This is a genomic window from Opitutus sp. sgz309028, from assembly GCF_059821195.1.
In genome coordinates this window covers 63,116-86,894 of the sequence record NZ_JCAMRR010000004.1, presented here as the reverse complement: position 1 = coordinate 86,894, position 23,779 = coordinate 63,116, and the positions used below count along the sequence as shown (strand labels likewise).

The following is a 23,779-nucleotide window of genomic DNA, read 5'->3' as shown; positions in this document are numbered from 1 at the left end:
GTGGGCTCGCGTGGCGGGAGGTTCCCCGGCGAATCCCTGATCGGGATCGCGAGCTTTTTCGGACGCGGGCTACTTCAGGATCTCGAAAACGCTCGCGCGATCGTCGGTCCAGACCGCCACGTCGCGGCCGGAAGGGGCTTCCGCTGACCCGGCGATGTCCTCGCTCTCAAGCAGGTCTGCGCGCCGCGCCACCAAGACCCAGGTGCTGCGGAACAGCCACCAGTGTTCCGACGACGGGTTGTCCGAAAGGGTGGCAGTGTGCAGGCCGAGCTCGCGCGCGACGGTCTCCACCACCGGCTGCAGGTCGAGGTAGCGATTGGATGTATGCACCGCGATGATACCGCCCGGCTTCAGGTGCCGCAGATAAATTTCAAACGCCTCCCGGGTGAGCAGGTGAACGGGAATCGCATCGCTGCTGAACGCGTCCAGCGCCAGCACGTCGAATTGTTGCGATTCGCCGCGCTGGAGCTCGCGCTCCATCGACAACCGCGCATCGCCGAGCACCACGTCGACTTTCGCAGGCGAACGGGCCAGATACGTGAAACGTGTCCGGGCGAGCCGTTCCACCTGCGGGTCGATCTCGTAGATGCGCACCCGGTCGCCACTGCGCCCGTAGGCGGCGGTGGTGCCGGTGCCGAGACCGACGGAGCCGATGTGCCGGGCTCGTTGCGGTGGGATTTGCGCGAGAGCGAGGCCGAGTCCGCTTTTCTCGCCATAATAGGTGGTGAGCCAGTCCGATTGCGGGGCGGCCGCAAACTGCAAACCGTGCGACGTCACGCCGTGCACGAGCGTGTAATAATGCAGATCGGGTTGGTCGGCATTGTGCTCGAACACCTTCAGCACGCCGTAAAAGTCGCGGGAGGTCAGCACGGCGTCCTGCGAGTCCTTGCGCACCTGCGCGATCAACAGCATGCCGAGTCCGATCGAGAAAAGCATCACGAAGTTGCCGGCCCGCAGGGTCCAGGTCCGCGTCCAGCCCTGGCGGCTCACGAGACTGACGGCGGCCGCGATCGCCGCGAACGCGATCAACGCGAGGTGTTCGCCGAAAAATGTCTTCAGTTGCTCGAAGAACGCCGTCCACGGCTCGTCCGAACGTTCGGCGAGCGCTCCGAGCGCGGGCACGACGAGGCTCGATGCCAGCACTCCCGCCGCGGTGCCGAATACGAGCGCGAGGCTGCGGTGGCGGAAGGCGAGCACGCCCACAAAGTAGCTCAGCAACCAGAGCCCGAGATGCAGTTCGAGATAACGATCGAACACCAGCGGTGCGATCACCGCCACCACCAGCCCGCCGCAGGCGCCGCCCGCGGCGACCGACAGATAGAAGGACGTCAACTGTCCGGCGCCCGGGCGCAGCCGGTAGAGTTCGCCATGACAGAGCATGCAGCCGGCGAAGAGCGTGCCGGCGTAGCCGATCACCTGTTCGGCGAGCCGGGCATTGTGTCCGGCGAACAGCAAGGAAACGTCCACCAGTGCGCCCAAGGCAAAGAGGCCGCTGAACAAGCCGCGCGAATACCAGCGCGGATGATCGAAACACAGGATGAAGCTCAGCAGATACAGGCTGAGTGGCAGCACCCAGAGGAAGGGGACGACCGCGACATCCTGGCAGAGCTTGTTGGTCGTCGCGAGCAGCAGCACGGAGGCGACGGCGGCGAGGCCGAACCACAGCAAGCGGTCGAGCGGCGCCGGTCTCGCCTCGGCGGCGGCGAGCGCATCAGGCGGCGCTTCGGCCGGGCCTGCGACAGGTGCGCCGGCGACGCGCCAGATCCGCCACACGCACCAGCCCGCCCCGGCGGCGTAAATCACGAGTCCCGCCGACCAATAATGGGCGAGCTCCTGTCGCGAAAAAAAACGTTCGAACAGGAAAGGATACCCGAGCAGCGCCAGCAACGAGCCGACGTTGGAAAGTGAATACAAGCGATATGGCGAGCGGCCCGGATGCACGTGGCTGAACCAGCGCTGGATCAGCGGACCGGTCGAGGACAGCACGAGATAAGGAAGTCCCACGCTCGCGCCGAGCAGCAGCAGAATCCGCGGGATGGGATTCTCCGCACCCTCCGGCCGCCAGCGCAGATCCGGTGTCACCGGCAGACACGCGAGCGCGGCCGCGATCAGGACGAGGTGCAGCAGTGCCTGGCGCCGCAGCGACAGCCGGCTCGACGTCAGATGGGCGTAGAGATACCCGCCAAGGAGTAGCGCCTGAAAGAAAAGCAGACACGTCGTCCAGACACCCGGACTGCCGCCAAACCACGGCAGGATGAATTTTCCGAGGAGCGGCTGGACTGCGAAGAGCAGGAAGGCACCGACAAAGATGGTAAGGGCGAAGGGAAACATGCAGGCGCGCGACCCGCTGACAGCGCCGAAGGCACCGGGTGCGGACTCGCGCGCCGGACTGTTTCAGGCTCGCTGCGCGTCGGCAACGCTGGCGAGTGCGCGCTCAGGTTGTCGGCGTCGCGGAGTCGACTTTCCGACGCTGGCGCACGGTTCTCCAGCCGATCAGACCGACGAGGAGCGCGGCTCCGGCCAGGGCGTAGGTGGAGGGCTCGGGCACGGGGGTGAAGTTCACGTAGAGCGCGCCGGCCGGCATCGATTGATTCTCCGGAATTTGAAAGGCGGGCGGCGCCACGAAGGTGAATTGCACGCGATAGCCGGCGTAATCGAACGGAGCGATCGGGGCCGCCGAGATCGTGAACGCGTCGTCGATCAATCCGCCCTTGTTGGGCGTATTATCGATGGTGAACGGGATCGTCGTCAGGAGGCCGGAGTGCGCTTCCGGCGACGTCAGCGAAATCGACAGCGCGAACTGCGCGGACGTGGCGGTGGAGTTGAGCAGGTTGCGACCGTTTGTGATGGTGAAGAGATCGTCGGCTACGAGGCCGGGACCGATGTCAGTGAAGTTTTTCTGGGTGAACTCGATCGAGGTTGGGACCGAGCCCTCGCCATAGGTGATCCCCGACACGAACGATGCGGAACTGCCGTCGGGCGCGTTCGTGACCGTATCGTTGGGGCCGGCGGCGTTGGTGAATTCGCCGGTGAGTTTGCCGGAAATCATCAACTGGGCGTCGGCCGCGCAGGTGAACATCGCGGCGGCGAGAAGCAGGGCGGAGCGGGGTAGTGAAAGTAGTTTCATGTGAGTGGAAGTTTGCGTTGGAAGGTTGGACCTGGGGCGCGCCACTTCGTGACGCGCCGGGGCCGCCGAAAGGGGCCGAGCGGGAGAGCGGGCCGGCGTCCCAGTCCACCCTCGGAGGATTTCCGTGAGCGCCGCGACGTCTCCAGTTTGGCACTACGCAAGTCCCGCGCCTTACGTCACCTCGGCCGAAGTCGCGCTGCGCCGCGGCGGCGCGCCGAAATCGTCGAGCCGTTCCTGCACCGCCTCTGGATCGATGTCGTCGCGGACCGCGGACGGGGCGCGTCGGGTGCCGCGAGCGGGTTGCACGTCGGCCGGCGCGGGTTGGTGGGCGGCGGACGTGGTGCGGGCGGAGGCGGCCTCGGCGGCGAGCTGGTTTTCCGCTTCGAGCCAGATCTCGACATCGTCGCCAGAGGGCCGGCCGCGATTTTCCCAGATGCGACGCGCGCGCTGGGCGATCGCTTCGTGACTGAGGAAAGGAGAGGAGGGATGAGTTTTCATAAGCAATGGAATTGGATGCACGTGCCGGCTGACCGCCGGGCGTGTCTTCGCGACCGGCGCGGGCGCGGCGGGTTGCTGGGAGAAGTTGGGACGCGCGTCCTCGGTGCGACGCCCCATGTTGGCGCGACAAGAAATCTCAAATCTCGAAGGTGAAAAACGGATGTTGCGCGCCGCGACTTTCGTTAAGCTCGGCGAATCCCCAACCCCTGCCTAGCCCCGAAGCAGCATGCACCTGACCCGACGCGATTTCCTTGTGACCGCGGCCGTAGCGACGGCCGGAGCTTGGTGGACGAGCCGCGGCGCAGCGCAACCTGAGCCGGGACCGTGGCGACAGCCAAAGATTCCGCGCTGGCGCGGTTTCAATCTGACCGAGCTGGCCGGCGGCCGGCGCGGGCAGCGCTTCGTCGAAAGCGACTTCGCGTGGATGCAGGAGTGGGGTTTCGATTTTGCCCGGCTGCCGATGTCGTATTGGGCATGGTCGGAGGCGAACGACTGGATGAACATCGACGAAGCGGCGCTGGCGCCGGTCGACGAGGCGATCGAGTGGGGCCGCGCGCACGGCATTCACGTCAACCTGAACTTCCATCGCATTCCCGGCTACTGCGTGAATCGCCGGGAGTTGGAGCCGTATCTGCTGTTCGACAGTCCGCGCGAGTCGATGGAACGCGCGCTCGAGGCGGCGACGTATCACTGGCGGTTTTTTGCGGAGCGCTACCGCTCGATTCCGAGCGAGCGGCTGAGTTTCGATCTGTTCAACGAACCGCCGTTCATGAAAGATCACGCTCGCTACGAGGAGATTGCGCGGACGCTGGTTGGCGCGATTCGCGAGGTAAGTCCGGACCGGCTGATCTTTGTCGATGGCGCCGATATCGGTCAGACGCCGGTCCTGGGGCTGGCGGATCTCGGGCTGGTGCAAAGCACCCGCGGCTACCTGCCGAAAATGGTCAGCCATTACACGGCGACGTGGGTGCCCGAGAACGAGTTCGAATCGCACGAGCAGCCGACGTGGCCGATGGTCGATGCGCACGGCGTGCGCTGGGATCGCGAGAAGCTACGTGTGGAGCTGATCGAACGCTGGCAGCCGCTCGTGCGTCGCGGTGTGCCGGTGCACGTCGGCGAGTGGGGCTGTTTCACGGCGACCCCGCACGACGTCGCGCTGGCATGGATGAGCGACCTGCTCGCCTTGTGGAAGGAAGCGGGTTGGGGCTGGGCGATGTGGAATCTGCGGGGCGCTTTCGGGATCGTGGACAGTCGCCGGCCGGACGTGGCTTACGAAGATTTTCGCGGCCACCAGCTCGACCGCCGCATGCTCGAGCTATTGCGGGCGAATTGAACCGGCGCGGGCGCGGCGGGGGTCAGTCTTCGACCACCTCGAAGTGGACGCCGAACGGGTCGCGGAAGTTCACCGACGTTCCCCGATCCTCCAGCACCTCGCAGCCGTTTTCTTCGAGAAGTGTCCGGGCGGCCCGCGCATCGATGACGGTGAACGACGGTGCCGGCGGTTGCGGACGCGCGCCCTTTTCGATGTAAAGCAGCAGCCGGCCGCTGTCGTATTCGAGACGCGAGGGCGTCTTGGCGAGGAGCCGGAATCCGAGCACTCCGGAATAAAACGCTTCGGCTTTCTTCAGATCGGGGAGCTGCAGGGACAGACTGTGGTTGGAGCGGAACTTCATGGCTGGAAAGATCGTGATCCACCGGAGCTTTGCCGTGAGCGCCACCGTCCCGGGGCCACGGACTGGCGCCTGCACGCACAGTCGCCCCCGGAATTGATTGGTTCCCGAACGGACGTAGGTTTCCCTCCGGAATGCCCCACGTGACCTCTTTGTGCTATACTCATGCATCTGTCCGCCGCGCTTGAAAACCCGCTGCGGACGCGTGCGGATCTCCAGGCCTTGGCCGAGCAGTTGTGGAAGCCTTTCGTGCCTCTTCTCGCGAAGGAAGGTGCCGCGATTTCGCTCGACGCGGTGACCGCCAGCTATGGCGCGCCGGCGGACCGGCTGGAGACCTTCGTCCGGCCGTTGTGGGCGGTGGCGTCGCTCGTCGCCGGCGGCGGCGGGTTCCGGGATGCGGACCTGATCGCGGAGGTGCTGGCGCAGGGAGTCGATCCTGCGCATCCGCATTACTGGGGAGCACTCGTCGATCGCGATCAGCGGGCGGTCGAGATGAGTTCGCTCGCGGTGGCGTTGTGGCTGGCACCGGAACTGATGTGGCGTCCGCTCGGCCGCGAGACGCAGCAGCGCCTCGTCGCGTGGCTCGGACAAATCAATCGCCGCGAAGTCCGGGACAACAACTGGCACTTTTTCCGCGTTTTGGTGAATGGCGCGCTCGCGTCGGTGGGCGCGCCGGTCGACGACGTCCGGTTGGAGGCGGACCTGCAGCGACTGGACGCGTTTTATCACGGCGACGGTTGGTATCGCGACGGAGCCACCCGGCACGTCGACTACTACGTGCCGACGGCGCTGCACCTCTATGGCTTGGTCTGGGCGAAGCTCAGCGGGCCGGGCGCCACGCGGACGAGCGATTATCTGGAACGGGCGCGCCGCTTTGCGCCGGATTTCGTCGCCTGGTTCGCACCCGACGGCAGCGCATTGCCGATGGGCCGCAGTCTGACGTATCGCTTCGCGCAAGGGGCGTTCTGGGGCGCACTGGCGTTTGCCGATCTCGAGGCGCTGCCTTGGGGAACGATAAAACACCTCCATCTGCAGCATCTCCGGTGGTGGGCGCGCCAGCCGATCTTCGACGGACGGGGATTTCTCACGATCGGCTACGCGTATCCAAACCAGATCATGGCCGAAGCCTACAACGCTCCCGGCTCGCCGTATTGGGCGGCGAAGGCGTTTCTGCCGCTCGCGTTGCCGGAATCGCATCCGTTCTGGACCGCGGAGGAACGTCCGCCCGAGGTGCCGGCGGTGAGCGTCGCATCAGGCTGCGCCGGGCTGCGGATCTGCCGCGATGACTCGCGCGGACACGTTTTTGCCCTCGCGGACAATCCTCTCGAGACCGCGCACCTTCGCCACGCGGCGCAAAAGTATGGGAAGTTCGTCTACTCGACGGCGTTTGCCTTCAGCGTGCCGGTGGGCGGAAACGGCCCGCAACACGGGGCGGCGGACAGCATGCTGCTCGTGAGCCGGGACGGACGCGACTGGCGCGGACGCGAGCAGTTCGAAACGGACAATACTCCCGACGCCCCGGCGCTCCATTCGCGCTGGCAGCCCTGGCCTGGAGTGGAGATCGACACGTGGCTCGTGCCGGCGCTGCCGGGACACGTGCGGCTGCATCGTATCCAAAGTTCAGTGACGCTGCGATCGTTCGAGGGCGGGTTTCCGCTCGAGCGCACGGCGCAGCCGGCACTCGTGCTTGCGCGCGACGCGCGGACCCTGCTCGACAACGGCGCGATGTTTTCCGGGATCTGGGATCTCGCCGGCACGCGGACGGCGGAGATCGCCGTGCCGGAGCCCAACACGAATCTGCTGCATTCGCTGACGGCGGTGCCGGGGTTGAGCGGTGACGCGGAACCGGGCGAAACCTGGCTTGCCACCGCAGTCGCGGGGCTGCCGGGAGTCGGACAACAGGCTGCGGCCGAGGCGTGGCGCGACGAATTGCGTTTCGAAATCGGCGAATCCATCGCCCTCTGGCGAGGCGCGAACGTCCTGTGGCGGCTCGACCGGCCGGCATCGGGAAAGTCCCCGAAACGCCGGCGTCCGGGCTCCAGCGGAGGAACCTGACGCCCGGAGGCCGGACCATCGCGGCATGCCCGCCGACAATCTCCCCATCCTTTATGTGAAGCCCGGCTGTCCGTGGTGTCACGAGGCGGTCGAATTCCTCAGCGAGCACGGTATCAGCTACCGCGAGCGCGACGTCGTCGCCGATCGCGAGGCGATGCGTGAGATGGAGCAGAAATCAGGGCAGACCAAGGCGCCGACGCTCGACTGGCACGGCAAGATCCTGGCGGATTTCGGCGTCGATGAACTCGTGCCGTTTCTTCGCACCCAAAACGTGAAACTCGAGGACAGCTGACGCCGCGCCGCGTTGCCGGGACGAATCGCGATCGCCGCTTCCAATTCTCGCCATGCTGAAGTGGGCTTTGGTTTTTCTTATCATCGCCGTGATCGCGGGGCTGTTTGGCTTCACGGGAATCGCGGGCGCGTCGTCGGAAATCGCGAGGACGCTCTTCTTTGTTTTCCTCGTGCTCCTCGTGATCTCCGCCCTCGTCGGGGCCTTCCGCGGGAAACCGCCGATCTGATGGTCGCGTGGTCCTGGCGCGCGCACGGCAGCACGCGGCGTTGGGGTTGAAAGCGGCGCGCTTGCGGACAACGGCGGGCGCGGCACGCTGCGGGCGGTGAATGCACGCAAACGGTTCGGAGTGGACTGGCGCCTGGCCGCGCTGATGTCGCTGCTGCTGACGACCGCCGTGTCGGCGGGGATCGAAGCATCGGCGTATGTTCGCGAGATCGAACAAGCGCGGGCCGAGCGCCGTGAAAACCTGACGCGCGCGGACGGCTGGCTGACGTTGATCGGCCTTTATTTTCTGGAGCCCGGCTCGAATTCGATCGGTTCGGCGCCGGACAACCGGATCGTGCTGCCGAAGGGCCCGGCGCATCTCGGCACGGTCATCCTCAGTCCGGCCGGCCGTGTTTCCATCACGACGAATCCCGCGGCTGATGTGAAAGTCGATGGACGCGAAATGTTGGGCGCGCCGTTGGTCGTGGAAGGACGCGAACCGCCGACGCTGGTGACCGCGGGCACGTTGACGCTTTACGCGATCGAGCGCGGCGGCCGGCTCGCGCTGCGCGTCAGAGATTCCGAATCGGAGCGGCGGATGAACTTCGCCGGGATCGACTATTTCCCGATCGATCCGGCGTGGCGGATCGAGGCGCGCTGGGAGGATTTTCCGCGGGCGAAAGAGGTGACGTTTCGCAACCTCCTGGGGCAGGAGTCGACCGCGCTCGTTCCGGGCAAGGCCGTGTTCGAGAAGGACGGGCGCACCTTCGAATTGTTGCCGCTGGTTGAAGCGGTGAACGAGCCGCTGATGTTCGTGATTTCCGATCTGACGAGTGGCGACGAAACCTACGAGGCGGCGCGTTTCGTTTACGCGGATCCGCCGCGACGCGGGAAGATCGTGCTCGATTTCAACGAGGCGCTCAACCCGCCGTGCGCGTTCACTCCCTTCGCCACGTGTCCGCTACCACCGAAGGAAAATCAGCTCCCGATCGCGGTGCGCGCGGGCGAAAAGAAATATCGCGGGGAGCACGAGTGAGCCCCCGACCGCGACGGCGCGCTATGGCGGCCCGGCGTCAACGGAGCGGCGAACCGTCGACCAGGTCGAAGGCGGACAGTGGCCGCCCGTAAAAACGATCGCGATAGCCACGATACGGATAGCCGCCCTTGGTGTGCATTTCGGCGTAGCCGACCGAAATCGCATAACGGTTTTCCGGATCGTCGTAGGTGAGCACAACGCCACCGCCATATTCGCTGTAGCCGTGACTCCCCACGCCGACGACGAGGGTCATGGAGCCGTGGATTTGCGGGTCGCGGCGCAGTTTCCAGCTCGTGACCGCCGCCGAGGACGAACCGCTGGTGGCGAGCGCGCCCGACGCGGCGGGCGGCGGGGCGATGAGGCGCTCGACGGCGCCGTCAAGCTGACCGACTTCGACCTCGGTGAGGAGGTCGAAGCCGGCGTTTCGCCGCTCATCGGCGCTCAGGCGCTCGGAGAAGCGGCGGGTCCCGGTTTGCCTGGCGGGAAGACGCGATTGGGCAATATCGCGGCGCACGAGCGCATCGAGCACGGCGATCTGATCCGACGACAACCGCGCGAGCCCGGACGAGGCGAACTCCTCGGCCGGCAGGCTCTGCGAGAAACGCATGCCCGCGTCCGGCGCGGCGAGCGCCGGCCCGACAATCAAGGTGGCGACGGCGCAGACGAGAAGGGAGAAGCGGAAGCGTGATTTCATCGTCGAATAGACCTTGAAGACGTCGGCGGTTTGCGCGCGGTTCCGCGAATTTCGTTCACTTGAACAGCAGCGGCAGGAATTCGCCCAGGAAGCGGCGCCAGACCGGCCATTCGTGACCGCCGTCGGTCACCTGCCACTCGTGCGGAATCTGATGCTGGTCGAGCCAGGCGACGAAGGCCTTGTTTTGCTCCAGGAGAAAATCGTCGCGGCCGATGCCGATCCACAACAGTTGCGGTAGACCGGATTTTTTCTGCGCGGCGGTGGCGAGGCCGGCGAATTTGGCGTCCAGATTTCCCGCGGGCGCCGCGGAACTGAAACCGCCGATCCAGCCAAACTTTTCGAGATGCGTGAGGCCGATGTTGAGCGAGTGGCCGCCGCCCATCGAGAGCCCGACGATCGCGCGATTCGCGGCGTCGCGGCGCACCGGATAGCTGCGTTCGACGAGCGGGATGACTTCGGTGAGCAGCTCCTGCTGCATCGCGGCGAGATTGGCCGGAGCGTAATCGTTGAAACTCGCGCCGGGCGGGATCGGCACGGGATGGCCGTTGGTCATCACGATGATCGCCGGCACGGCGCGTTTTTCGGCGATCAGGTTGTCGGCGATGAAGTTGGCGCGTCCGGTTTCATGCCACGCGGTCTCGTCGTCGCCGAATCCATGTAACAAATACACGACCGGATAGGTGGTCTTGGCACGCGGATCGAAACCAGGCGGGGTGTAAACGAGGATCGCGTTGTCGCGGTGCCGGGTTTTCGAGTCGAAGACGTGGCGGTGGACGACGCCGTGCGGCACGAGCTGCGAGGCGGCGAGAATGGGCGGCGAGCCGGAGATTTCGAACACGCTCTCGCTGCGGATCCATTTCTTGATGTTGCGGTTCAACGGATCCGTGACGGCGGCTCCGTCGATCGAAAACGTGTAGTAATAGAACTCCGGTTCGAGCGGACCGATCGTGAGGCTCCAGACGCCATCGTCGTTTTTCTGCATCGGCTGGGGTTCCTTGAATGTCACGCCCTGGAGCGCGACGACCTCGGCCTTGGGCGCGAGGAAGCGGAAGGTGACCGTCCGGTCAGAATGGACCTCGGGCGAGACGATGGGATCGGCGGCGATCATCGTGAGAGCGGTGCAAAGGAAGAACGCGAGGAGACGGGGTAGCGCTTTCATAGATACAACCCAGGTTGTCGCCTGGGCTTCCCCGAGGTTGCACGATCCGGCGAGTTTGTCGCCAACGAATGCGCGATTGCGCCGCCGGGCGCAGCACTCAGCGGGCCGGCGGCGGGCCGAAATGCGCGGCGTGTGCGGCGTAAGCGGCCGAGTCGGCCAGCATCGCGTCGATCGTCGCGGCGAGCGGCTCGATCCGCCAGAGGCCGGAGACGACGGCTTTGTCGCCGATCGCGTCTTCGAGGAGAAAGGCCGGCCGCTGGTTGATCTGGTGCGCGAAAAACTCCTTGGTCGAGGCGTCGACGCGCGCGCGGACCTCGGCGGATTCGGCGCGGGCGCGAAGTTTCGCGGGATCGAGCCGGCCGGCCTGCGCGGCGATCGCCACGGCCTCAGCCATGTCGCCCACGCGGCGGCCGTCGCGCATCGCGGCGGTGTTGAGTGCGAGCCGGATCTCGTCGCCGTTGAAACCGAAATCGCGCGCGGCCTCGGTGACGAAGTTCGGCGCTTCGTAGTGGCCGTGGCGCTCGAGTTCGAACCAGCCGCTGTTCAACATGAACGGCGAGCGCGCGATCGTGCCGCTACGCTGGTAAAACCAATCGCACTGCGCGCGCGACGCGGGAAAATCCTCGGGCCGCATCAGCGCGACCTTCCACTGAAACTCCACGCGGCCGGCGTAGCGCTGTTTCAGCTCGGCCCACGCCGGCTCCGCCCAGTAACACCACGACGACAGGATTTCGATGAAGTAGGTAATTTTCACGGACTCAGCGAAATCGGTCGGCCCGGCGCGTCAACCGGCGGGGGTGTCAGCGCCGATACAGCGGCGCCGAGCGACCGGGGGCACAAAACGCCGACGCGCGTTATTTCTTTTCGGTCTTGTCGCCGCCGAAGAGCTTCTTGAGGCCCTCGCCGGCTTTTTTCGCGGCGTCGCCGGCAGCGGCGCCCATCGTGCCGCCGATCTTGCCGCCGGCGCGCGTCGTGGCAGCGACGACATTGGTCAGCACCTGCCGCACGACGGCGACGGAAAGCTGGCCGGCGGTGAGGCCGCCTTCCTTCACGCCGAGGTCGTTGAGCTCGAGGCCGGGGAGCGGGAGCGGCAGCGCGGCGGGACCGACGCCGAGCGTGACCTTGCCGTCGGCGAGCTTGAAATGTTTCACGATGAATTTGCGCGGTTTGGCGTTCTTGTCCTCGGGCTGATCCTTCCCGCCGACGGACGCCTCGATGTTCTTCAGCAGGTCGCCGATGTTGCTGGCGACGACGCGTGTCTCGTAGGTCAGCTCGGGATTCTCGATCACCAGATCGTCGATCACGATGGTGTCGCTGAGGAGCGAAGCCGGGGCGACCTCGACGTGCACGCGACCGAGATAAAACGCATTGGCGTCGCTCCAACCGGCGGGATTGCCGACGGCGAGATTGCTGAGCGTGCCGCTGCCGGTGACCGGCGAAATCGTGGCGCCGCCGAGCTCCACTTTCGTTTGCGTGACCTTCGGGCCGACGTTGTTGACGCCGGCCTTCACGATCGAACCGAGAAAGAAATAACCCGCGACGTAGGCGATCAACACGAGCGCGAGCAGGCCGAAGAGGAGGTAGAGGAGGGCTTTTTTCATGGCGGTGAGTGCTGACGCCAGTATGCGCAACTCGCGGCGCGGCACAATCCTGGAACCGCAACCCCGTCCGCGACGTGCGCCGGCCCGAGGATTTCGCCGCGCGGTTCGCCGCCGCAATTGCGCTTGTCAGGCGCGGCGGCGCGGCCCTCTGTTTCCCGCAAAAAATCCATGGCCCAAGCTTACACCGAAGCGAGCATCAAGACCCTGTCCTCGACCGAACACATCCGTCTGCGTCCCGGCATGTATATCGGGCGGCTGGGCAACGGCAGCCACGCGGAGGACGGCATCTACGTGCTGCTGAAGGAGTCGATCGACAACTCGATCGACGAATTCACGATGGGCCACGGCCGGAAGATCGAAGTCGAGCTCGTCGACCGCACCGTGCGCGTGCGCGACTACGGCCGCGGTATTCCGCTCGGCAAACTCCTCGAGTGCGTGTCGGTGATCAACACCGGCGCGAAATACGACAGCGAAACCTTCAAGAAAGCCGTCGGCCTCAACGGCGTCGGCCAGAAAGCCGTCAACGCCCTTTCGTTCGAATATCGCGCGCAGGCGTTTCGCGACGGGCAGACCAAGGTCGTCGAATTCGCGCAGGGCAAGTTGAAGAAGGACGCGAAGGTCGCGAAGACCGACGAGCGCAACGGCACGCTGATCGAGTTCACGCCCGACGAGGCGCTGTTCGGCAAAGATTTCAAGTTCCGCACCGAGTTCATCGAAGACATGCTGTGGAACTACGCGTTTCTGAATCGCGGCCTCGCGCTCACGTTCAACGGCAAGGTCTTCAAATCCGAGAACGGCCTGAAGGACCTGCTGCAGAAAAATCTCAGCGGCGAGCCGCTGTATCCGGTCATCCATCTCGAAGGCGACGACATCGAGGTGGCGTTCACCCACGGCGCGCACTACGGCGAGGAATATTACACCTTCGTCAACGGCCAGCACACGACGATGGGCGGCACGCACCTGTCGGCGTTTCGCGAAGCGCTGGTCGAGACCGTGCGCAATTTCTTCAAACGCGATTACGACGCCGCGGACGTCCGCCAGTCGATCGACGCCGCGATCGTCGTGCGCGTGATGGAGCCGGTGTTCGAATCGCAGACGAAGACGAAGCTCGGTTCGACCGACATGGCGCCAGGCGGTCCGTCGATCAAGGAATTCGTCGGCAAGTTCATGCAGCAGACGCTCGACGTCTATCTGCACAAGAACCGCGATACGGCGGAAGCGTTGAAGTCGAAGATCGAGGAGAGCGAGCGCGAGCGGAAGGAGCTCGCCGGCATCCGCAATCTCGCCCGTGAACGCGCGAAGAAAGCATCGCTGCACAACCGCAAGCTCCGCGACTGCCGCCTCCATCTCGGCGACCGCAACGAGCGCGCCGAGGAAAGCACGCTCTTCATCGTCGAGGGCGATTCGGCCGCGGGCTCATTGACCGCGACGCGCGACGTGCAGACGCAGGCGGTGTTCGCGTTGAAGGGCAAACCGCTGAACACCTTCGGCCTCTCGAAGAAAGTCATCTACGAGAACGAGGAGTTTCACCTCCTGCAATCGGCGCTGAACGTCGAGGACGGCATGGACGGTCTCCGCTACAACAAGATCGTCATCGCGACCGACGCCGACGTCGACGGCATGCACATCCGGCTGCTGCTGATTTCGTTTTTCCTGCAGTTCTTCCCCGACCTGATTCGCAACGGTCACCTCTACATCCTCGAGACGCCGCTCTTCCGCGTGCGCAACAAGAAGGAGACGATCTACTGCTACTCCGAGGAGGAAAAACAAGCCGCGATCGCGAAGCTCGGCGCGAGTCACGAGATCACGCGTTTCAAAGGCCTCGGCGAAATCTCCGCGGGCGAGTTCAAGGATTTCATCGGCGAGAACATCCGCCTCGAACCGGTGACGCTCGCGCACCTGCACGACAGCGGCGATCTGCTGACCTTCTTCATGGGCAAGAACACGCCCGAGCGGCAGGACTTCATCATCGGCAATCTCCGCGTGGAGAAAGATCTGATCGAAGTCTGACGCCACTCGCACCGGTGGGATCGTTCGTGGCGGACGATCTCGTTTCTCCTCGGGCGCGACGTCACCGCTGAACCAAGGTCCACCTGCCAACTCCCGTGTCCGCGCTCGATCGTCCACTTCGTTCGTTTCGGATTTCAGTCGTCCTCGGCGTGCTGCTGCTCGCGTTGCTGGCCGGCGGTTGCGCGACGCTGCCGACCGAGTATCGCGAGCCGCCGGCGCTGTCGCAGGTCGAACGCACGAAGCTCAATGAAAAGGTGTTCGATCGCGCGTGGTCGCTCGTGGATCGGAAGTATTTCGACGCGAGTTTTCGCGGCGTCGACTGGAAGGCGATGCGCGAGCGGTATCGTCCGGAGGCGATCGCGGCGAATAATGACGACGCGCTTTACGCGGTGCTGAACCGCATGTGCGCCGAGTTGAAGGAATCGCATCTGGTCGCGCTCACGCCGCGCCGCGCGCACGAGATCGCGACGGAGCATCGGGCTGCGATTGGCGTGCGCTGGGAAATGTTGGACGGAAAACGCGTCGTCACCGACGTCGTGCCCGGCGGCCCGGCGGATCGCGCGGGCATCCGGCGCGGCTGGCTCGTCGTCACGCGCAACGGCGCACCGATTCGCGACGAGGTGCCGTTCGTCACGCATCTGGGCCAGCCGGTGACATATGGCTTTCTGGACGAGCACGACGTGGAGCGGACGTTCACGCTGCGACCGGAATTGTTGAATTTCGAGCGGCTCGAGGTTCGGCCGCTCGCGGGAGATTTCGTTTATCTGCGCTTTGATCGTTTCGCGCGCGAAACGCTGAGCTGGCTCAGCCGGCAGCTGAAAGCGCACCGCGACGCGCCGGGCGTCGTGATCGATCTACGCAACAATCACGGCGGCTCGGCGCTCGCGCTCACCGTGGCGCTCGCGGAATTTTTCCCCGGGCGGGTGGCGGAAGGCGAGATGGTGCATCGCAGCGGCCGCACGAAACAGTCGCACAGCCTTTCGTGGTTTTCCGCTCGTTATTCCGGCGACGTCGTCCTGCTCGTCGGACCGGCGACGGGCAGCGCGGCGGAGATTTTCTCGCACGTGTTGCAGCATCATGGCCGCGCGATCGTGATCGGGCGCAAGACCGCGGGCGCGGTGATCTACTCGCGTTCGTATCGATTGCCCGGCGGCGGCGAGTTGCAGATTCCGGTGACCGATTACGTCGGGCTCGATGGCGAGCGACTGGAAGGCCGCGGCGTGAAACCCGATATCGAGCTGCCGAAACCCACGCTCGAAGATCGGCGCTCTGTCCGCGACGTGGAACTCGAGCGCGCGCTCGAAGTGCTGCAACGTGGCGACCGGAAAGCGTTGGACAACGCCGCTTGACGCTGACCGGATCGCGTTTCACAACCGCCGACCAATCGCCCGCGATGGCCAAGAAAAAACCCGCCAAGAACAACGACCAACCTGAACTCCCGCTCGACGGAGCGCCGGCACCGGAAGCGAAGTCGGAAAAAACCGCTCCCGCCGTTCCGCTGGAGCCGGTGGCGGAGGACGCGACGGTCGCCGATGCCGCGGCCGTGAAGCCGCCGCGGCGCGGAGGCGAGAAGGTGCAGGACGAGGATTCGCCGCTGGCGTCGAGCTATCGCAACTGGTTCCTCGATTACGCGAGCTACGTGATCCTCGATCGCGCGGTGCCGCACCTCGACGATGGCCTGAAACCGGTGCAGCGCCGGATTCTGCACACGTTGTGGGACATGGACGACGGCCGTTTCCACAAGGTTGCCAACGTCGTCGGTCGCACGATGTCGCTCCACCCGCACGGCGATGCGTCGATCGGCGCCGCGCTCGTCGCGATCGGTCAGCGGGGGTTCCTCGTCGAGCCGCAGGGCAATTTCGGCAATCTGCTGACGGGCGACGATGCGGCGGCGCCGCGTTATATCGAAGCGCGCCTGACGAATTTCGCGAAGGACGTGCTCTTCAATCCGAAGACCACGACTTGGCAGCTGAGCTACGACGGCCGCGCGAAGGAGCCGGTGACGTTGCCCGCGAAATTCCCGATCGTGCTGCTCGAGGGCGCGGAAGGCATCGCGGTCGGCCTCGCGACAAAAATCCTGCCGCACAATTTCAACGACATCTGCCGCGCGGCGATCAATCACCTCCAGGGGAAAACGTTCCGGATCTACCCGGACTTCCCGACCGGCGGCGTCGCGGATTTCACGGAATACAACGACGGCGAGCGCGGCGGCAAGGTGAAGGTCCGCGCCAAGATCGAGGTGCGCAGCAAATACCTGCTCGCGATCACCGAGCTGCCGTATGGCGCGACGACGGAATCGCTCATCGAGTCGATCCTCGCCGCCAACGCGAAGGGCAAGATCAAGGTCCGCCACGTCGACGACAACACCGCGGACTCCGTCGAGATCCTCGTGCACCTGCCGCAGGGCAGCGATCCGGAGAAGGTGATCCAGCAGCTCTACGTGTTCACTGGCTGCCAGGCCAACATCTCGCCGGCGGCGTGCGTGATCGTGACCGACGAACAGAGCCGCCAGGACAAGCCGGAGTTTCTCGGCGTGCGCGAGATCCTGAAGCGCTCCGTCGACAAGACCAGGGAACTCCTCAAGCGCGAGCTGGAGATCCGGCTCGGCGAGCTCGAGCAGCAGTGGCACTGGGATTCGCTGGAGCGGATCTTCATCGAGGAGCGGATCTACCGCCGTATCGAAAAATCCAAGACGTGGGAAAGCGTGCTCGAGGAGATCCGCGAGGGTTTGAAACCCTTCGTGAAAAACCTCCGCCGCGAGGTCACCGACGACGATATCACGCGCCTGACGGAAATCCGCATCAAGCGCATCTCCGCCTACAACCGCTTCCAGGCCGACGAGGCGATCAAGAAGATCGAGGAAGGCATCAAGGAGACGAAGGCGAATCTCAAGAACCTCACGGGCTACGCGGTGGAGTGGTTCGAGATGCTCCAGCAGAAATACGGCAAGGGCCTCAAGCGTCGCACGAGTTACGACGAGATCGAGCAGATCAACGCCGCCGAGGTCGTTTCGGCGAACCAGCGTTTGTATGTGAATCGGGAGGACGGCTTCATTGGCCTCAACTGGCGTCAGCACGAGTTCGTGCAGGAGTGCACGATTCTCGACAGCGTGCTCTGCATCATGCGCGACGGCTCGCTCAAAGTCGCGAAGGTGGCAGACAAGGTTTTCATGGGCCGCGACATCATCCATCTCGGGATCTTCCCGAAAGACGGCGACCCGAACTTCTACACGATGGTCTATCAGGACAAGGAGAGCGGAAAGGCCTTTGTGAAACGCTTCCAGATCGGCGGCCTCTCGCGCGACAAGCTCTACCCGCTGGTGAAGTCCGAAGGTTCGAAGATCGTGTATCTCGAAGTCAGCAAGACCGAGAAGGAGATGCCGAAGAAGCTCACCATTTTCATCGACGGCCGCAGCGGTGCGCGCGTGCGCGAGTTCGAGTTCGATCTCGCCAGCGTGCCCGTGAGCACGCGCACCGCGAAAGGCCTGACGGTTTCGAAATGGCCGGTGAAAGATGTGAAGCGCGCGGATCTCGCGCTGCGGTGACGCCGCGCGAAGCAATGCAACGACCGCTCCGGCGCCTCCTCGCGGCGGGCGCGGCGCTCTGTATCCTCGCGACGCTGCCGCTCGCGGCGGAGCCGGCGAATCTCGGCCCGCACAAGGCGGAAATTCGCGCTTACGTGGAATCCGGTGATTACCTGCGCGAGGTCGCCGCAGTCGCCGGCCAGGCGCGCACGTGGCTCGAGCAGCGGGTGCGACTGGAACCGCGGACCGGCGGGAAACCGGCCGCGCGGCTCGCGATCGTGCTGGATCTCGACGAGACGCTGTTTTTCAACTGGCCGCAAATGGCGGCGCAGGACCTCGGGTATGTGCCGGACGTCTGGGAGAAATGGGTGGAGTCGGCGGCCGCGCCACCGCTCGAACCGGTGCGCGACCTTTACTGGACGGCGCGGCGGCTGAAGATCGCGGTGATCTTCCTGTCGTCGCGACCCGAACGGCAGCGCGCCGCCACGGAGAGAAATCTCCGCGCGATCGAGTGCGGCGATTATGAGTCCTTAATCCTGCAGGCGGACGACGACCGCGCGAGCAATGCGGAGTTCAAACAGCGGGAGCGGACGCGGCTCGCGGCGGACGGCTTCACCCTCATCGCGAACGTCGGCGATCAGGACAGCGATCTTGCCGGCGGAGGCGCCGAGCGAAGCTTCAAGCTGCCGAACCCGTTCTACCGCACGGAGTGACGCGGCTGCGCTACCCTGCCTCGGATTTTGGAACCACAGAATGAGCGGAATAGCGGTGCAAGATGTCGGTGAACCGAAGGCCGGAAGTGAGCATTCCGTGCACTCCGTGCATTCTGTGGTTCAAAGTTCCGGCTCGGGCGCCTCGCGGCAACGTGAGGTCATGGCGATCGGGACGATCGCCGCTACCCATGTATCGGATTTTGGAACCACGGAATGCACAGAAGGCACGGAATAAGGCTGGGAGATGGCCAGTGACCGGGGGTGGAAGTGAGCATTCCGTGCCCTCCGTGCATTCTGTGGTTAAAAAATCCGGCTCCGGCACTCGCCGTAATACGAGATCATGGCGATCGGGACAATCGCCGCTACCCATGTATCGGATTTTGGAACCACGGAATGCACAGAAGGCACGGAATAAGGCTGGGAGATGGCCAGTGACCGGAGGTGGAAGTGAGCATTCCGTGCCCTCCGTGCATTCTTTGGTTCAAAGTTCCGGCTCGGGCGCCTCGCGGCAACGTGAGGTGATGGCGATCGGGACGATCGCCGCTACCCATGTATCGGATTTTGAACCACGGAATGCACAGAATGCACCGAATAAGGGTGGGAGATAGCCAGTGACCGGAGGTGGAAGTGAGCATTCCGTGCACTCCGTGCATTCTGTGGTTAAAAGTTCCGGCTCGGCATTCGCGGCAACGTGAGATGATGGCGATCGGGACGATCGCCGCTACCCATGTATCGGATTTTGGACCACGGAATGCACAGAATGCACCGAATAAGGCTGGGAGATGGCCCGTGACCGGAGGTGGAAGTGAGCATTCCGTGCATTCTGTGGTAAAGGACCGGAAACGCCGGGCCTTCTGCGAACGCCTCAGATTCAGAGCGGCAGCATCCCCGCGATTCCTGAAACGGCCCTTTTCTTGATCCGCCCTGGCGATGCGGCGAATTCGAATCGTGGATACGGGTCAGCGCCGCTCCACGCGGCGCATCAACCAGATCGCGGCGCCGAGATAGATCGCGTTGGGCAGCCACAGCAGCAGGTCGGGCCGGACTTCCGGATGCCGGTCGAGGACCTTGATCACGACCGTCATGAGGTAATAAACCAGCGTGAGACCGACCGCGACTCCGAAGTTCGCGGACGTCTCGCGGCGCGAGACTTTGATCCCGAGCGGAATGCCGATCATCGCGAACGACAGCACGGCGAGCGCGGTGTTGAATTTGTCGTGGTAAACCATGTCCGCCTTGATCCGGTCCTGCGCGAGCCGCTCGGCTTCCTCCGGCGCGGCAGGCGTCGCGACCTGCGCGAGGCGCTGGCGCTCCGCCTCGAGTTGGTCGTAGGTGAGCCACTCGCGTTTGACCCGGATACTGCTGCCGCGGCCGAAGAAGCGCTCGAGCGAAAGGTGAATCGGCCCCCACTGACCGAAGGCGCCGACGAGCTGCGCATCGGTGAAGTTCTCCGGCGCTTTCTCGCGGCGCGATTCGACCTGCGCGTGCGTGAGCGTGAGAATGAACTCGTTGTTCGTATCGTCGTAATCGACGCGACCGGATTCGGCGCGCACGACGCGCACGACGCGGCGGTCTTTGTCGAGCTCCCAGAGCCAGAAGTCGTGCAGGAGTCCGCCTTCCTTGTCGTTCACGTAAACGACATAGCCCGGAAAATCGCGGATGAAGGTTTTCGGGACGATAATGCTGAGCGGATTCGAGCGGATCGCCGCAGCGAGCGTGCTTTCGTAGGCCACGCGCGCGCGCGGCATCGAATCGAAGTTGAAATACAATCCGACCGCCGCGCCGAGCACGCCGAGCAGCACGACGGGCCGCGTCGCCCGCGGCACGCTTACGCCCGCGGCGCGCATCGCCGTGATCTCGCTGTCGGCGGAGAGGCGCCCGAGCGTGAGCAGCACGCCGGTGAGCATGCCCATCGGCAGCGCGTAAACGATCGCCACCGGCACGAGCAGCGAAATCAGTTTCAGCAGCGTCAACGGCGGCAGCTGGCCGGCGAGCGCGTGCGCCACGAGATCGCGCGCGATGTTCGGCACGACGACGATGAACGCGAACATCCCCACCGCCGCGAGGCAGGTGAAGAAAACGCTTTTGAAAATGTAGCGATCGAGGAGGTTCAACGTGAGCGGCCGCGATTACTCTCAGGCAGGCCGGAGCATGCCAAGACGCTTTGCACGGTTTTCAACGCGACGCAGGCGACAGCAGCCCGGACAATTCGCGGAACTGTTTCAACTCGAAGAAGCGACCGGGCGCGTCCGGGAGCGTGTCGGCCTTCTCCAGTTGCCAGAGCAGATGATACGGAATGTGCGCCGCGGATCCGCCGAGCGTGAGGACGGGCAGGATGTCGGATTTGAGCGAGTTGCCCACCATGAGAAACTCGTGCGCGGCGACGCCCTGCCGCCGCAGGATTTTTTCGTAGGTGGCGACGTTCTTTTCGGAAACGATCTCGACCGCGCTGAAGTGCGGGGCGAGGCCGGACTTCGCGAGTTTCCGTTCCTGGTCGCGCAGGTCACCTTTCGTGATCAACAGCAGACGATGCGAAGTGGCGAGCGTCGCGACGGTGTCGCGCACGCCGTCGAGCAGTTCGACCGGATGCGCGAGCATGTCGCGACCGAGCGCGAGCAGCGTGCGAATCTCCTCGGCGCGGCTGCGACCGTCCGTGAGCTCGATCGCGGTCTCGATCGACGAGAGCATGAAGCCCTTGATGCCGTAGCCGTAGAGCTCGAGGTTGCGCGCTTCGGTGGCGAGCAGCGTGCGGTCGACGGTGGCGGCGTCATGGTAGTGCGAGAGCAGCGCGCGGTAGCGCTCGTGCACGCGTTCGAAAATCGTCTCGTTGTGCCAAAGGGTGTCGTCGGCATCGAGGCCGATGACGCGGATGTGCTGCATGGCGCGAAACGAAACGCGCGCCGCCCGCGGCAAGCAAGCAGCGACGCGAGCGAGGCGCCGCGCGCGCGTTCGTGCGTCAGAACATTTCCAGCTGCGTGCCGCCGGGTCGGCGGAAGTGTTCGGTCGAAAGCGAAAACTCCGTCTGGTTCAAACCGGCGCGGCGGGCGGCGACGTGGAAGAGTTCGGACGTTTGTTGCGCGAAAATGCCCTCGCCGCGCATGCGACGGCCCCAGTCGCTGTCGTAGAGTTTGCCGCCGTGAAGCGTCTTCAGCCGATCGATGACGCGGGCTTTTTTCGTCGGCGCGTGGGTGTCGAGCCAGTGCAGAAAAACATCCTTCACGGCGAAGGGCAGCCGGAGCAAAACGTGGCCGGCGCGCCGGGCGCCGGCGGCCGCGGCGGCGGCGAGAATGGCGGGCATCTCGGTGTCGGTGAGCCCGGGAATAATCGGCGCGACCATCACGCCGACCGGAATGCCCGCGCGGCTGAGCTCCTCGATCGCGCGCAGACGGGCGGCGGGACGCGACGCGCGCGGTTCGAGTTTGCCGGCGAGATCGGCGTCGAGCGTGGTCACTGACACATGCACCGCGATCGCGTTGAAACGCGCGAGCTCGCGCAGGAGATCGAGATCGCGGGTGACGAGGGCGTTTTTCGTGATGATGAAAATCGGGTGGCGCAGCTCGGCGCAGACCTCGAGACAGCCGCGGGTGAGGCGAAACTGGCGCTCCGCGGGTTGGTAGCAATCGGTGGCGCCGCTCATCGCGATCGGCTGCGGTTGCCAGCGTTTGGCGCCGAGCTCGCGTCGCAGCAATTCGGGCGCGCGCAGTTTCACGAGGATGCGGCTCTCGAAATCGAGCCCGCTGCTCCAGCCGAGGTATTCGTGATACGGGCGGGCGAAGCAGTAGGCGCAGCCGTGTTCGCAGCCGCGGTAGGAGTTGAGCCCGTAACTGAAGCCCACGTCGGGGCTGTCGTTTTTCGCGAGGAGCGATTCGGTGGTGTCGTAGAAAAATTGCGTGCGCGGATGCGGACGCTCCTCCTCGGGCGCGTCAGGATCGGGTTCGACGTGCAGTTGATCGAAACGGTTCGGCGGATTGATCCCGGCGCCGCGACCGTGAAGGGCAGGGGAAGGCGGCGATGTGTTCACGTGAACACAGGTGGGCGATTTTCGGGGCGGCGCCAGCGCGAAGCGGTCGGACACACGCGCGCTTTCGGCAAACGGCTGCGCGGCAGCGATTCGAACATGGAAAAAGTTCGCCGACGGGCACGCGCCCGGGGCGTGAAGGCGGCGAAACCAGAGGCGCAGAGTTGGCGATTGCGGCGGCACCCGGAGCGGGCGAGCGTGTCGCACTCCCGCCGATGTCACTTCTTTCGTTCCGCCGCGCCGCTCTGGTTTCCCTGGCCTGCCTGGCTGTTTTGGTTTCGTGGGCCCCGGCGCAGGAAGGTGCGTCGGAGACCCTCGCCGATCGGAGCCTGCGGCAGCTCGTGGATCGGCAGCAGGAGTTGCTGGCGGAGGCGACGAAGGAGAATCCGAATTTCGACCAGGAGAATTTTCGCCTGCAGATCGAGCAGGTGTGCCGCGGATACGAGGAACTTTTGCGCTCGAATCCGAAGCTCGCGGCCGGCTATGCGGCGTATGGTTATTTGTTGGGCAAGGTCGGGCAACGGAAGCAGTCGATCGCGATGCTGCTGAAAGCGAACGAGCTGAACCCCGATCAGCCGCTGGTGAAAAATCAGATCGGCAACTATCTCGCGGAAGAAGGCCGGCCGCTCGATGCTGTGTCGTATTTCACCGCCGCGATCAAACTCGCGCCGGACGAGCCGCTGTATCACTACCAGCTCGGCACGCTGCTCTATGAGGCGCGCGACGATTTCCTGAAATCCGGCGAGTGGAAACAGGATGCGATCGACCGCGCGATTCATCAGGCCTTCAAGCGCGCGGCCGAGCTCGCGCCGGACCGGATCGAGTTCACCTATCGTTACGCCGAATCGCTCTACGACCTCGATCCGCCGGACTGGGATGCCGCCATGACGGCGTGGCGCGACCTCGAGGCGAAAGCGCAGACCGAGGTCGAACGCGAAACGATGCGGCTGCATCAGGCCAATGTGTTGTTGAAACAAGGTCGCGCGGCGGAAGCGAAGGAGATCCTCGCCACCGTGACGGACGAGGCGCTGCAGAAGCCGAAGGAAAAGCTGGTTGCGCAGCTCGAGGAAACGGCGAAGAAGTAGCGGGTGCCTCGCGGTTGCGGAGCGGCTTGCGGTTTCGGGCCTCGGTGCCACCGGTGAGCGGCGACGTTCGCGTTCGCCGTCCCTCCTTTTCGCT

21 protein-coding genes are annotated in these 23,779 nt (G+C 64.7%); 10 read left to right on the top strand and 11 right to left on the bottom strand.

The features are described from left to right. Positions 1-69: 69 nt before the first annotated feature. The 3 genes from AC6RV7_RS15855 to AC6RV7_RS15845 all read right to left on the bottom strand — a co-directional run bounded on the left by AC6RV7_RS15855 (position 70) and on the right by AC6RV7_RS15845 (position 3,625). Positions 70-2,331 carry a spermidine synthase gene (locus tag AC6RV7_RS15855; protein ID WP_500095004.1) on the bottom strand — a complete coding sequence of 754 codons (2,262 nt, stop codon included), beginning with the start codon at positions 2,329-2,331 and terminating at the stop codon, positions 70-72. 103 nt (positions 2,332-2,434) lie between these two features. Next, the gene (locus tag AC6RV7_RS15850) at positions 2,435-3,127 is read right to left on the bottom strand and encodes a choice-of-anchor K domain-containing protein (protein ID WP_500095003.1); all 693 of its coding nucleotides are present in this window, start codon (positions 3,125-3,127) and stop codon (positions 2,435-2,437) included. A gap of 171 nt (positions 3,128-3,298) precedes the next feature. Continuing rightward, on the bottom strand, positions 3,299-3,625 hold the full coding sequence (locus AC6RV7_RS15845; protein ID WP_500095002.1) for a DUF2934 domain-containing protein: 327 nt from the start codon (positions 3,623-3,625) through the stop codon (positions 3,299-3,301). A 226-nt stretch (positions 3,626-3,851) separates the two neighbouring features. On the opposite strand from AC6RV7_RS15845, the gene AC6RV7_RS15840 reads away from it, so the two are divergent. After that, the gene (locus tag AC6RV7_RS15840; RefSeq protein ID WP_500095001.1) at positions 3,852-4,958 is read left to right on the top strand and encodes a glycoside hydrolase family 5 protein; all 1,107 of its coding nucleotides are present in this window, start codon (positions 3,852-3,854) and stop codon (positions 4,956-4,958) included. Positions 4,959-4,980: 22 nt separating this feature from the next. On the opposite strand, the gene AC6RV7_RS15835 is transcribed toward AC6RV7_RS15840, so the two are convergent. Beyond that, complete coding sequence (locus tag AC6RV7_RS15835; RefSeq protein WP_500095000.1) at positions 4,981-5,298, bottom strand: VOC family protein; 318 nt, start codon at positions 5,296-5,298, stop codon at positions 4,981-4,983. A gap of 162 nt (positions 5,299-5,460) precedes the next feature. On the opposite strand from AC6RV7_RS15835, the gene AC6RV7_RS15830 reads away from it, so the two are divergent. The 4 genes from AC6RV7_RS15830 (at position 5,461) to AC6RV7_RS15815 (ending at position 8,882) form a co-directional block, all read left to right on the top strand. Further along, on the top strand, positions 5,461-7,350 hold the full coding sequence (locus tag AC6RV7_RS15830; protein ID WP_500094999.1) for a DUF2264 domain-containing protein: 1,890 nt from the start codon (positions 5,461-5,463) through the stop codon (positions 7,348-7,350). A gap of 25 nt (positions 7,351-7,375) precedes the next feature. Continuing rightward, positions 7,376-7,642, top strand: coding sequence for a glutaredoxin family protein (locus tag AC6RV7_RS15825; RefSeq protein WP_500094998.1), 267 nt, complete (start codon positions 7,376-7,378; stop codon positions 7,640-7,642). A 52-nt stretch (positions 7,643-7,694) separates the two neighbouring features. Beyond that, positions 7,695-7,868 (top strand): DUF1328 domain-containing protein, encoded by a 174-nt coding sequence (locus tag AC6RV7_RS15820; RefSeq protein WP_500094997.1) that lies wholly within the window; start codon positions 7,695-7,697, stop codon positions 7,866-7,868. A 96-nt stretch (positions 7,869-7,964) separates the two neighbouring features. After that, positions 7,965-8,882: a DUF1684 domain-containing protein gene (locus tag AC6RV7_RS15815; RefSeq protein WP_500094996.1), complete on the top strand. Its 918-nt coding sequence runs from the start codon at positions 7,965-7,967 to the stop codon at positions 8,880-8,882. 37 nt (positions 8,883-8,919) lie between these two features. On the opposite strand, the gene AC6RV7_RS15810 is transcribed toward AC6RV7_RS15815, so the two are convergent. The 4 genes from AC6RV7_RS15810 to AC6RV7_RS15795 all read right to left on the bottom strand — a co-directional run bounded on the left by AC6RV7_RS15810 (position 8,920) and on the right by AC6RV7_RS15795 (position 12,336). Further along, positions 8,920-9,576, bottom strand: coding sequence for a hypothetical protein (locus tag AC6RV7_RS15810; RefSeq protein ID WP_500094995.1), 657 nt, complete (start codon positions 9,574-9,576; stop codon positions 8,920-8,922). Positions 9,577-9,631: 55 nt separating this feature from the next. Beyond that, complete coding sequence (locus AC6RV7_RS15805; protein ID WP_500094994.1) at positions 9,632-10,735, bottom strand: alpha/beta hydrolase-fold protein; 1,104 nt, start codon at positions 10,733-10,735, stop codon at positions 9,632-9,634. Between the two features lie 97 nt (positions 10,736-10,832). Then, positions 10,833-11,489 carry a DsbA family oxidoreductase gene (locus tag AC6RV7_RS15800; protein ID WP_500094993.1) on the bottom strand — a complete coding sequence of 219 codons (657 nt, stop codon included), beginning with the start codon at positions 11,487-11,489 and terminating at the stop codon, positions 10,833-10,835. 100 nt (positions 11,490-11,589) lie between these two features. Continuing rightward, positions 11,590-12,336, bottom strand: a complete 747-nt coding sequence (locus tag AC6RV7_RS15795; RefSeq protein ID WP_500094992.1) for a DUF748 domain-containing protein — start codon at positions 12,334-12,336, stop codon at positions 11,590-11,592. Positions 12,337-12,504: 168 nt separating this feature from the next. Here AC6RV7_RS15795 and AC6RV7_RS15790 point away from each other — a divergent pair, with 168 nt between their 5' ends. The 4 genes from AC6RV7_RS15790 (at position 12,505) to AC6RV7_RS15775 (ending at position 18,582) form a co-directional block, all read left to right on the top strand. After that, a complete protein-coding gene (locus AC6RV7_RS15790) occupies positions 12,505-14,346 on the top strand; it encodes a DNA topoisomerase IV subunit B (RefSeq protein ID WP_500094991.1) in 1,842 nt (613 codons plus the stop codon). A gap of 95 nt (positions 14,347-14,441) precedes the next feature. Then, positions 14,442-15,695, top strand: coding sequence for a S41 family peptidase (locus tag AC6RV7_RS15785; protein ID WP_500094990.1), 1,254 nt, complete (start codon positions 14,442-14,444; stop codon positions 15,693-15,695). A 44-nt stretch (positions 15,696-15,739) separates the two neighbouring features. Beyond that, positions 15,740-17,890, top strand: coding sequence for a DNA gyrase/topoisomerase IV subunit A (locus AC6RV7_RS15780; protein ID WP_500094989.1), 2,151 nt, complete (start codon positions 15,740-15,742; stop codon positions 17,888-17,890). A gap of 14 nt (positions 17,891-17,904) precedes the next feature. After that, the gene (locus AC6RV7_RS15775; RefSeq protein ID WP_500094988.1) at positions 17,905-18,582 is read left to right on the top strand and encodes an HAD family acid phosphatase; all 678 of its coding nucleotides are present in this window, start codon (positions 17,905-17,907) and stop codon (positions 18,580-18,582) included. A 959-nt stretch (positions 18,583-19,541) separates the two neighbouring features. Here the strand turns inward: AC6RV7_RS15775 and AC6RV7_RS15770 are convergent. From AC6RV7_RS15770 to AC6RV7_RS15760, 3 genes are all read right to left on the bottom strand, one after another. Then, complete coding sequence (locus AC6RV7_RS15770) at positions 19,542-20,696, bottom strand: LptF/LptG family permease (RefSeq protein WP_500094987.1); 1,155 nt, start codon at positions 20,694-20,696, stop codon at positions 19,542-19,544. A 61-nt stretch (positions 20,697-20,757) separates the two neighbouring features. After that, a complete protein-coding gene (locus AC6RV7_RS15765) occupies positions 20,758-21,462 on the bottom strand; it encodes an HAD family hydrolase (RefSeq protein WP_500094986.1) in 705 nt (234 codons plus the stop codon). A gap of 76 nt (positions 21,463-21,538) precedes the next feature. Then, complete coding sequence (locus AC6RV7_RS15760; protein ID WP_500094985.1) at positions 21,539-22,603, bottom strand: PA0069 family radical SAM protein; 1,065 nt, start codon at positions 22,601-22,603, stop codon at positions 21,539-21,541. 212 nt (positions 22,604-22,815) lie between these two features. Between AC6RV7_RS15760 and AC6RV7_RS15755 the strand changes: the two genes are divergently transcribed. Beyond that, positions 22,816-23,685, top strand: a complete 870-nt coding sequence (locus tag AC6RV7_RS15755) for a hypothetical protein (RefSeq protein ID WP_500094984.1) — start codon at positions 22,816-22,818, stop codon at positions 23,683-23,685. Positions 23,686-23,779: the final 94 nt, after the last annotated feature.

Excerpts from the sequence above, each read along its gene's own strand:
- AC6RV7_RS15845 (WP_500095002.1), bottom strand. The coding sequence starts at position 3,625 with ATGAAAACTCATCCCTCCTCTCCTTTCCTCAGTCACGAAGCGATCGCC.
- AC6RV7_RS15820 (WP_500094997.1), top strand. The coding sequence starts at position 7,695 with ATGCTGAAGTGGGCTTTGGTTTTTCTTATCATCGCCGTGATCGCGGGG.
- AC6RV7_RS15775 (WP_500094988.1), top strand. The coding sequence starts at position 17,905 with ATGCAACGACCGCTCCGGCGCCTCCTCGCGGCGGGCGCGGCGCTCTGT.
- AC6RV7_RS15855 (WP_500095004.1), bottom strand. The coding sequence starts at position 2,331 with ATGTTTCCCTTCGCCCTTACCATCTTTGTCGGTGCCTTCCTGCTCTTC.
- AC6RV7_RS15765 (WP_500094986.1), bottom strand. The coding sequence starts at position 21,462 with ATGCAGCACATCCGCGTCATCGGCCTCGATGCCGACGACACCCTTTGG.
- AC6RV7_RS15805 (WP_500094994.1), bottom strand. The coding sequence starts at position 10,735 with ATGAAAGCGCTACCCCGTCTCCTCGCGTTCTTCCTTTGCACCGCTCTC.
- AC6RV7_RS15840 (WP_500095001.1), top strand. The coding sequence starts at position 3,852 with ATGCACCTGACCCGACGCGATTTCCTTGTGACCGCGGCCGTAGCGACG.
- AC6RV7_RS15790 (WP_500094991.1), top strand. The coding sequence starts at position 12,505 with ATGGCCCAAGCTTACACCGAAGCGAGCATCAAGACCCTGTCCTCGACC.
- AC6RV7_RS15810 (WP_500094995.1), bottom strand. The coding sequence starts at position 9,576 with ATGAAATCACGCTTCCGCTTCTCCCTTCTCGTCTGCGCCGTCGCCACC.
- AC6RV7_RS15780 (WP_500094989.1), top strand. The coding sequence starts at position 15,740 with ATGGCCAAGAAAAAACCCGCCAAGAACAACGACCAACCTGAACTCCCG.
- AC6RV7_RS15850 (WP_500095003.1), bottom strand. The coding sequence starts at position 3,127 with ATGAAACTACTTTCACTACCCCGCTCCGCCCTGCTTCTCGCCGCCGCG.
- AC6RV7_RS15830 (WP_500094999.1), top strand. The coding sequence starts at position 5,461 with ATGCATCTGTCCGCCGCGCTTGAAAACCCGCTGCGGACGCGTGCGGAT.
- AC6RV7_RS15795 (WP_500094992.1), bottom strand. The coding sequence starts at position 12,336 with ATGAAAAAAGCCCTCCTCTACCTCCTCTTCGGCCTGCTCGCGCTCGTG.
- AC6RV7_RS15835 (WP_500095000.1), bottom strand. The coding sequence starts at position 5,298 with ATGAAGTTCCGCTCCAACCACAGTCTGTCCCTGCAGCTCCCCGATCTG.
- AC6RV7_RS15825 (WP_500094998.1), top strand. The coding sequence starts at position 7,376 with ATGCCCGCCGACAATCTCCCCATCCTTTATGTGAAGCCCGGCTGTCCG.
- AC6RV7_RS15755 (WP_500094984.1), top strand. The coding sequence starts at position 22,816 with ATGTCACTTCTTTCGTTCCGCCGCGCCGCTCTGGTTTCCCTGGCCTGC.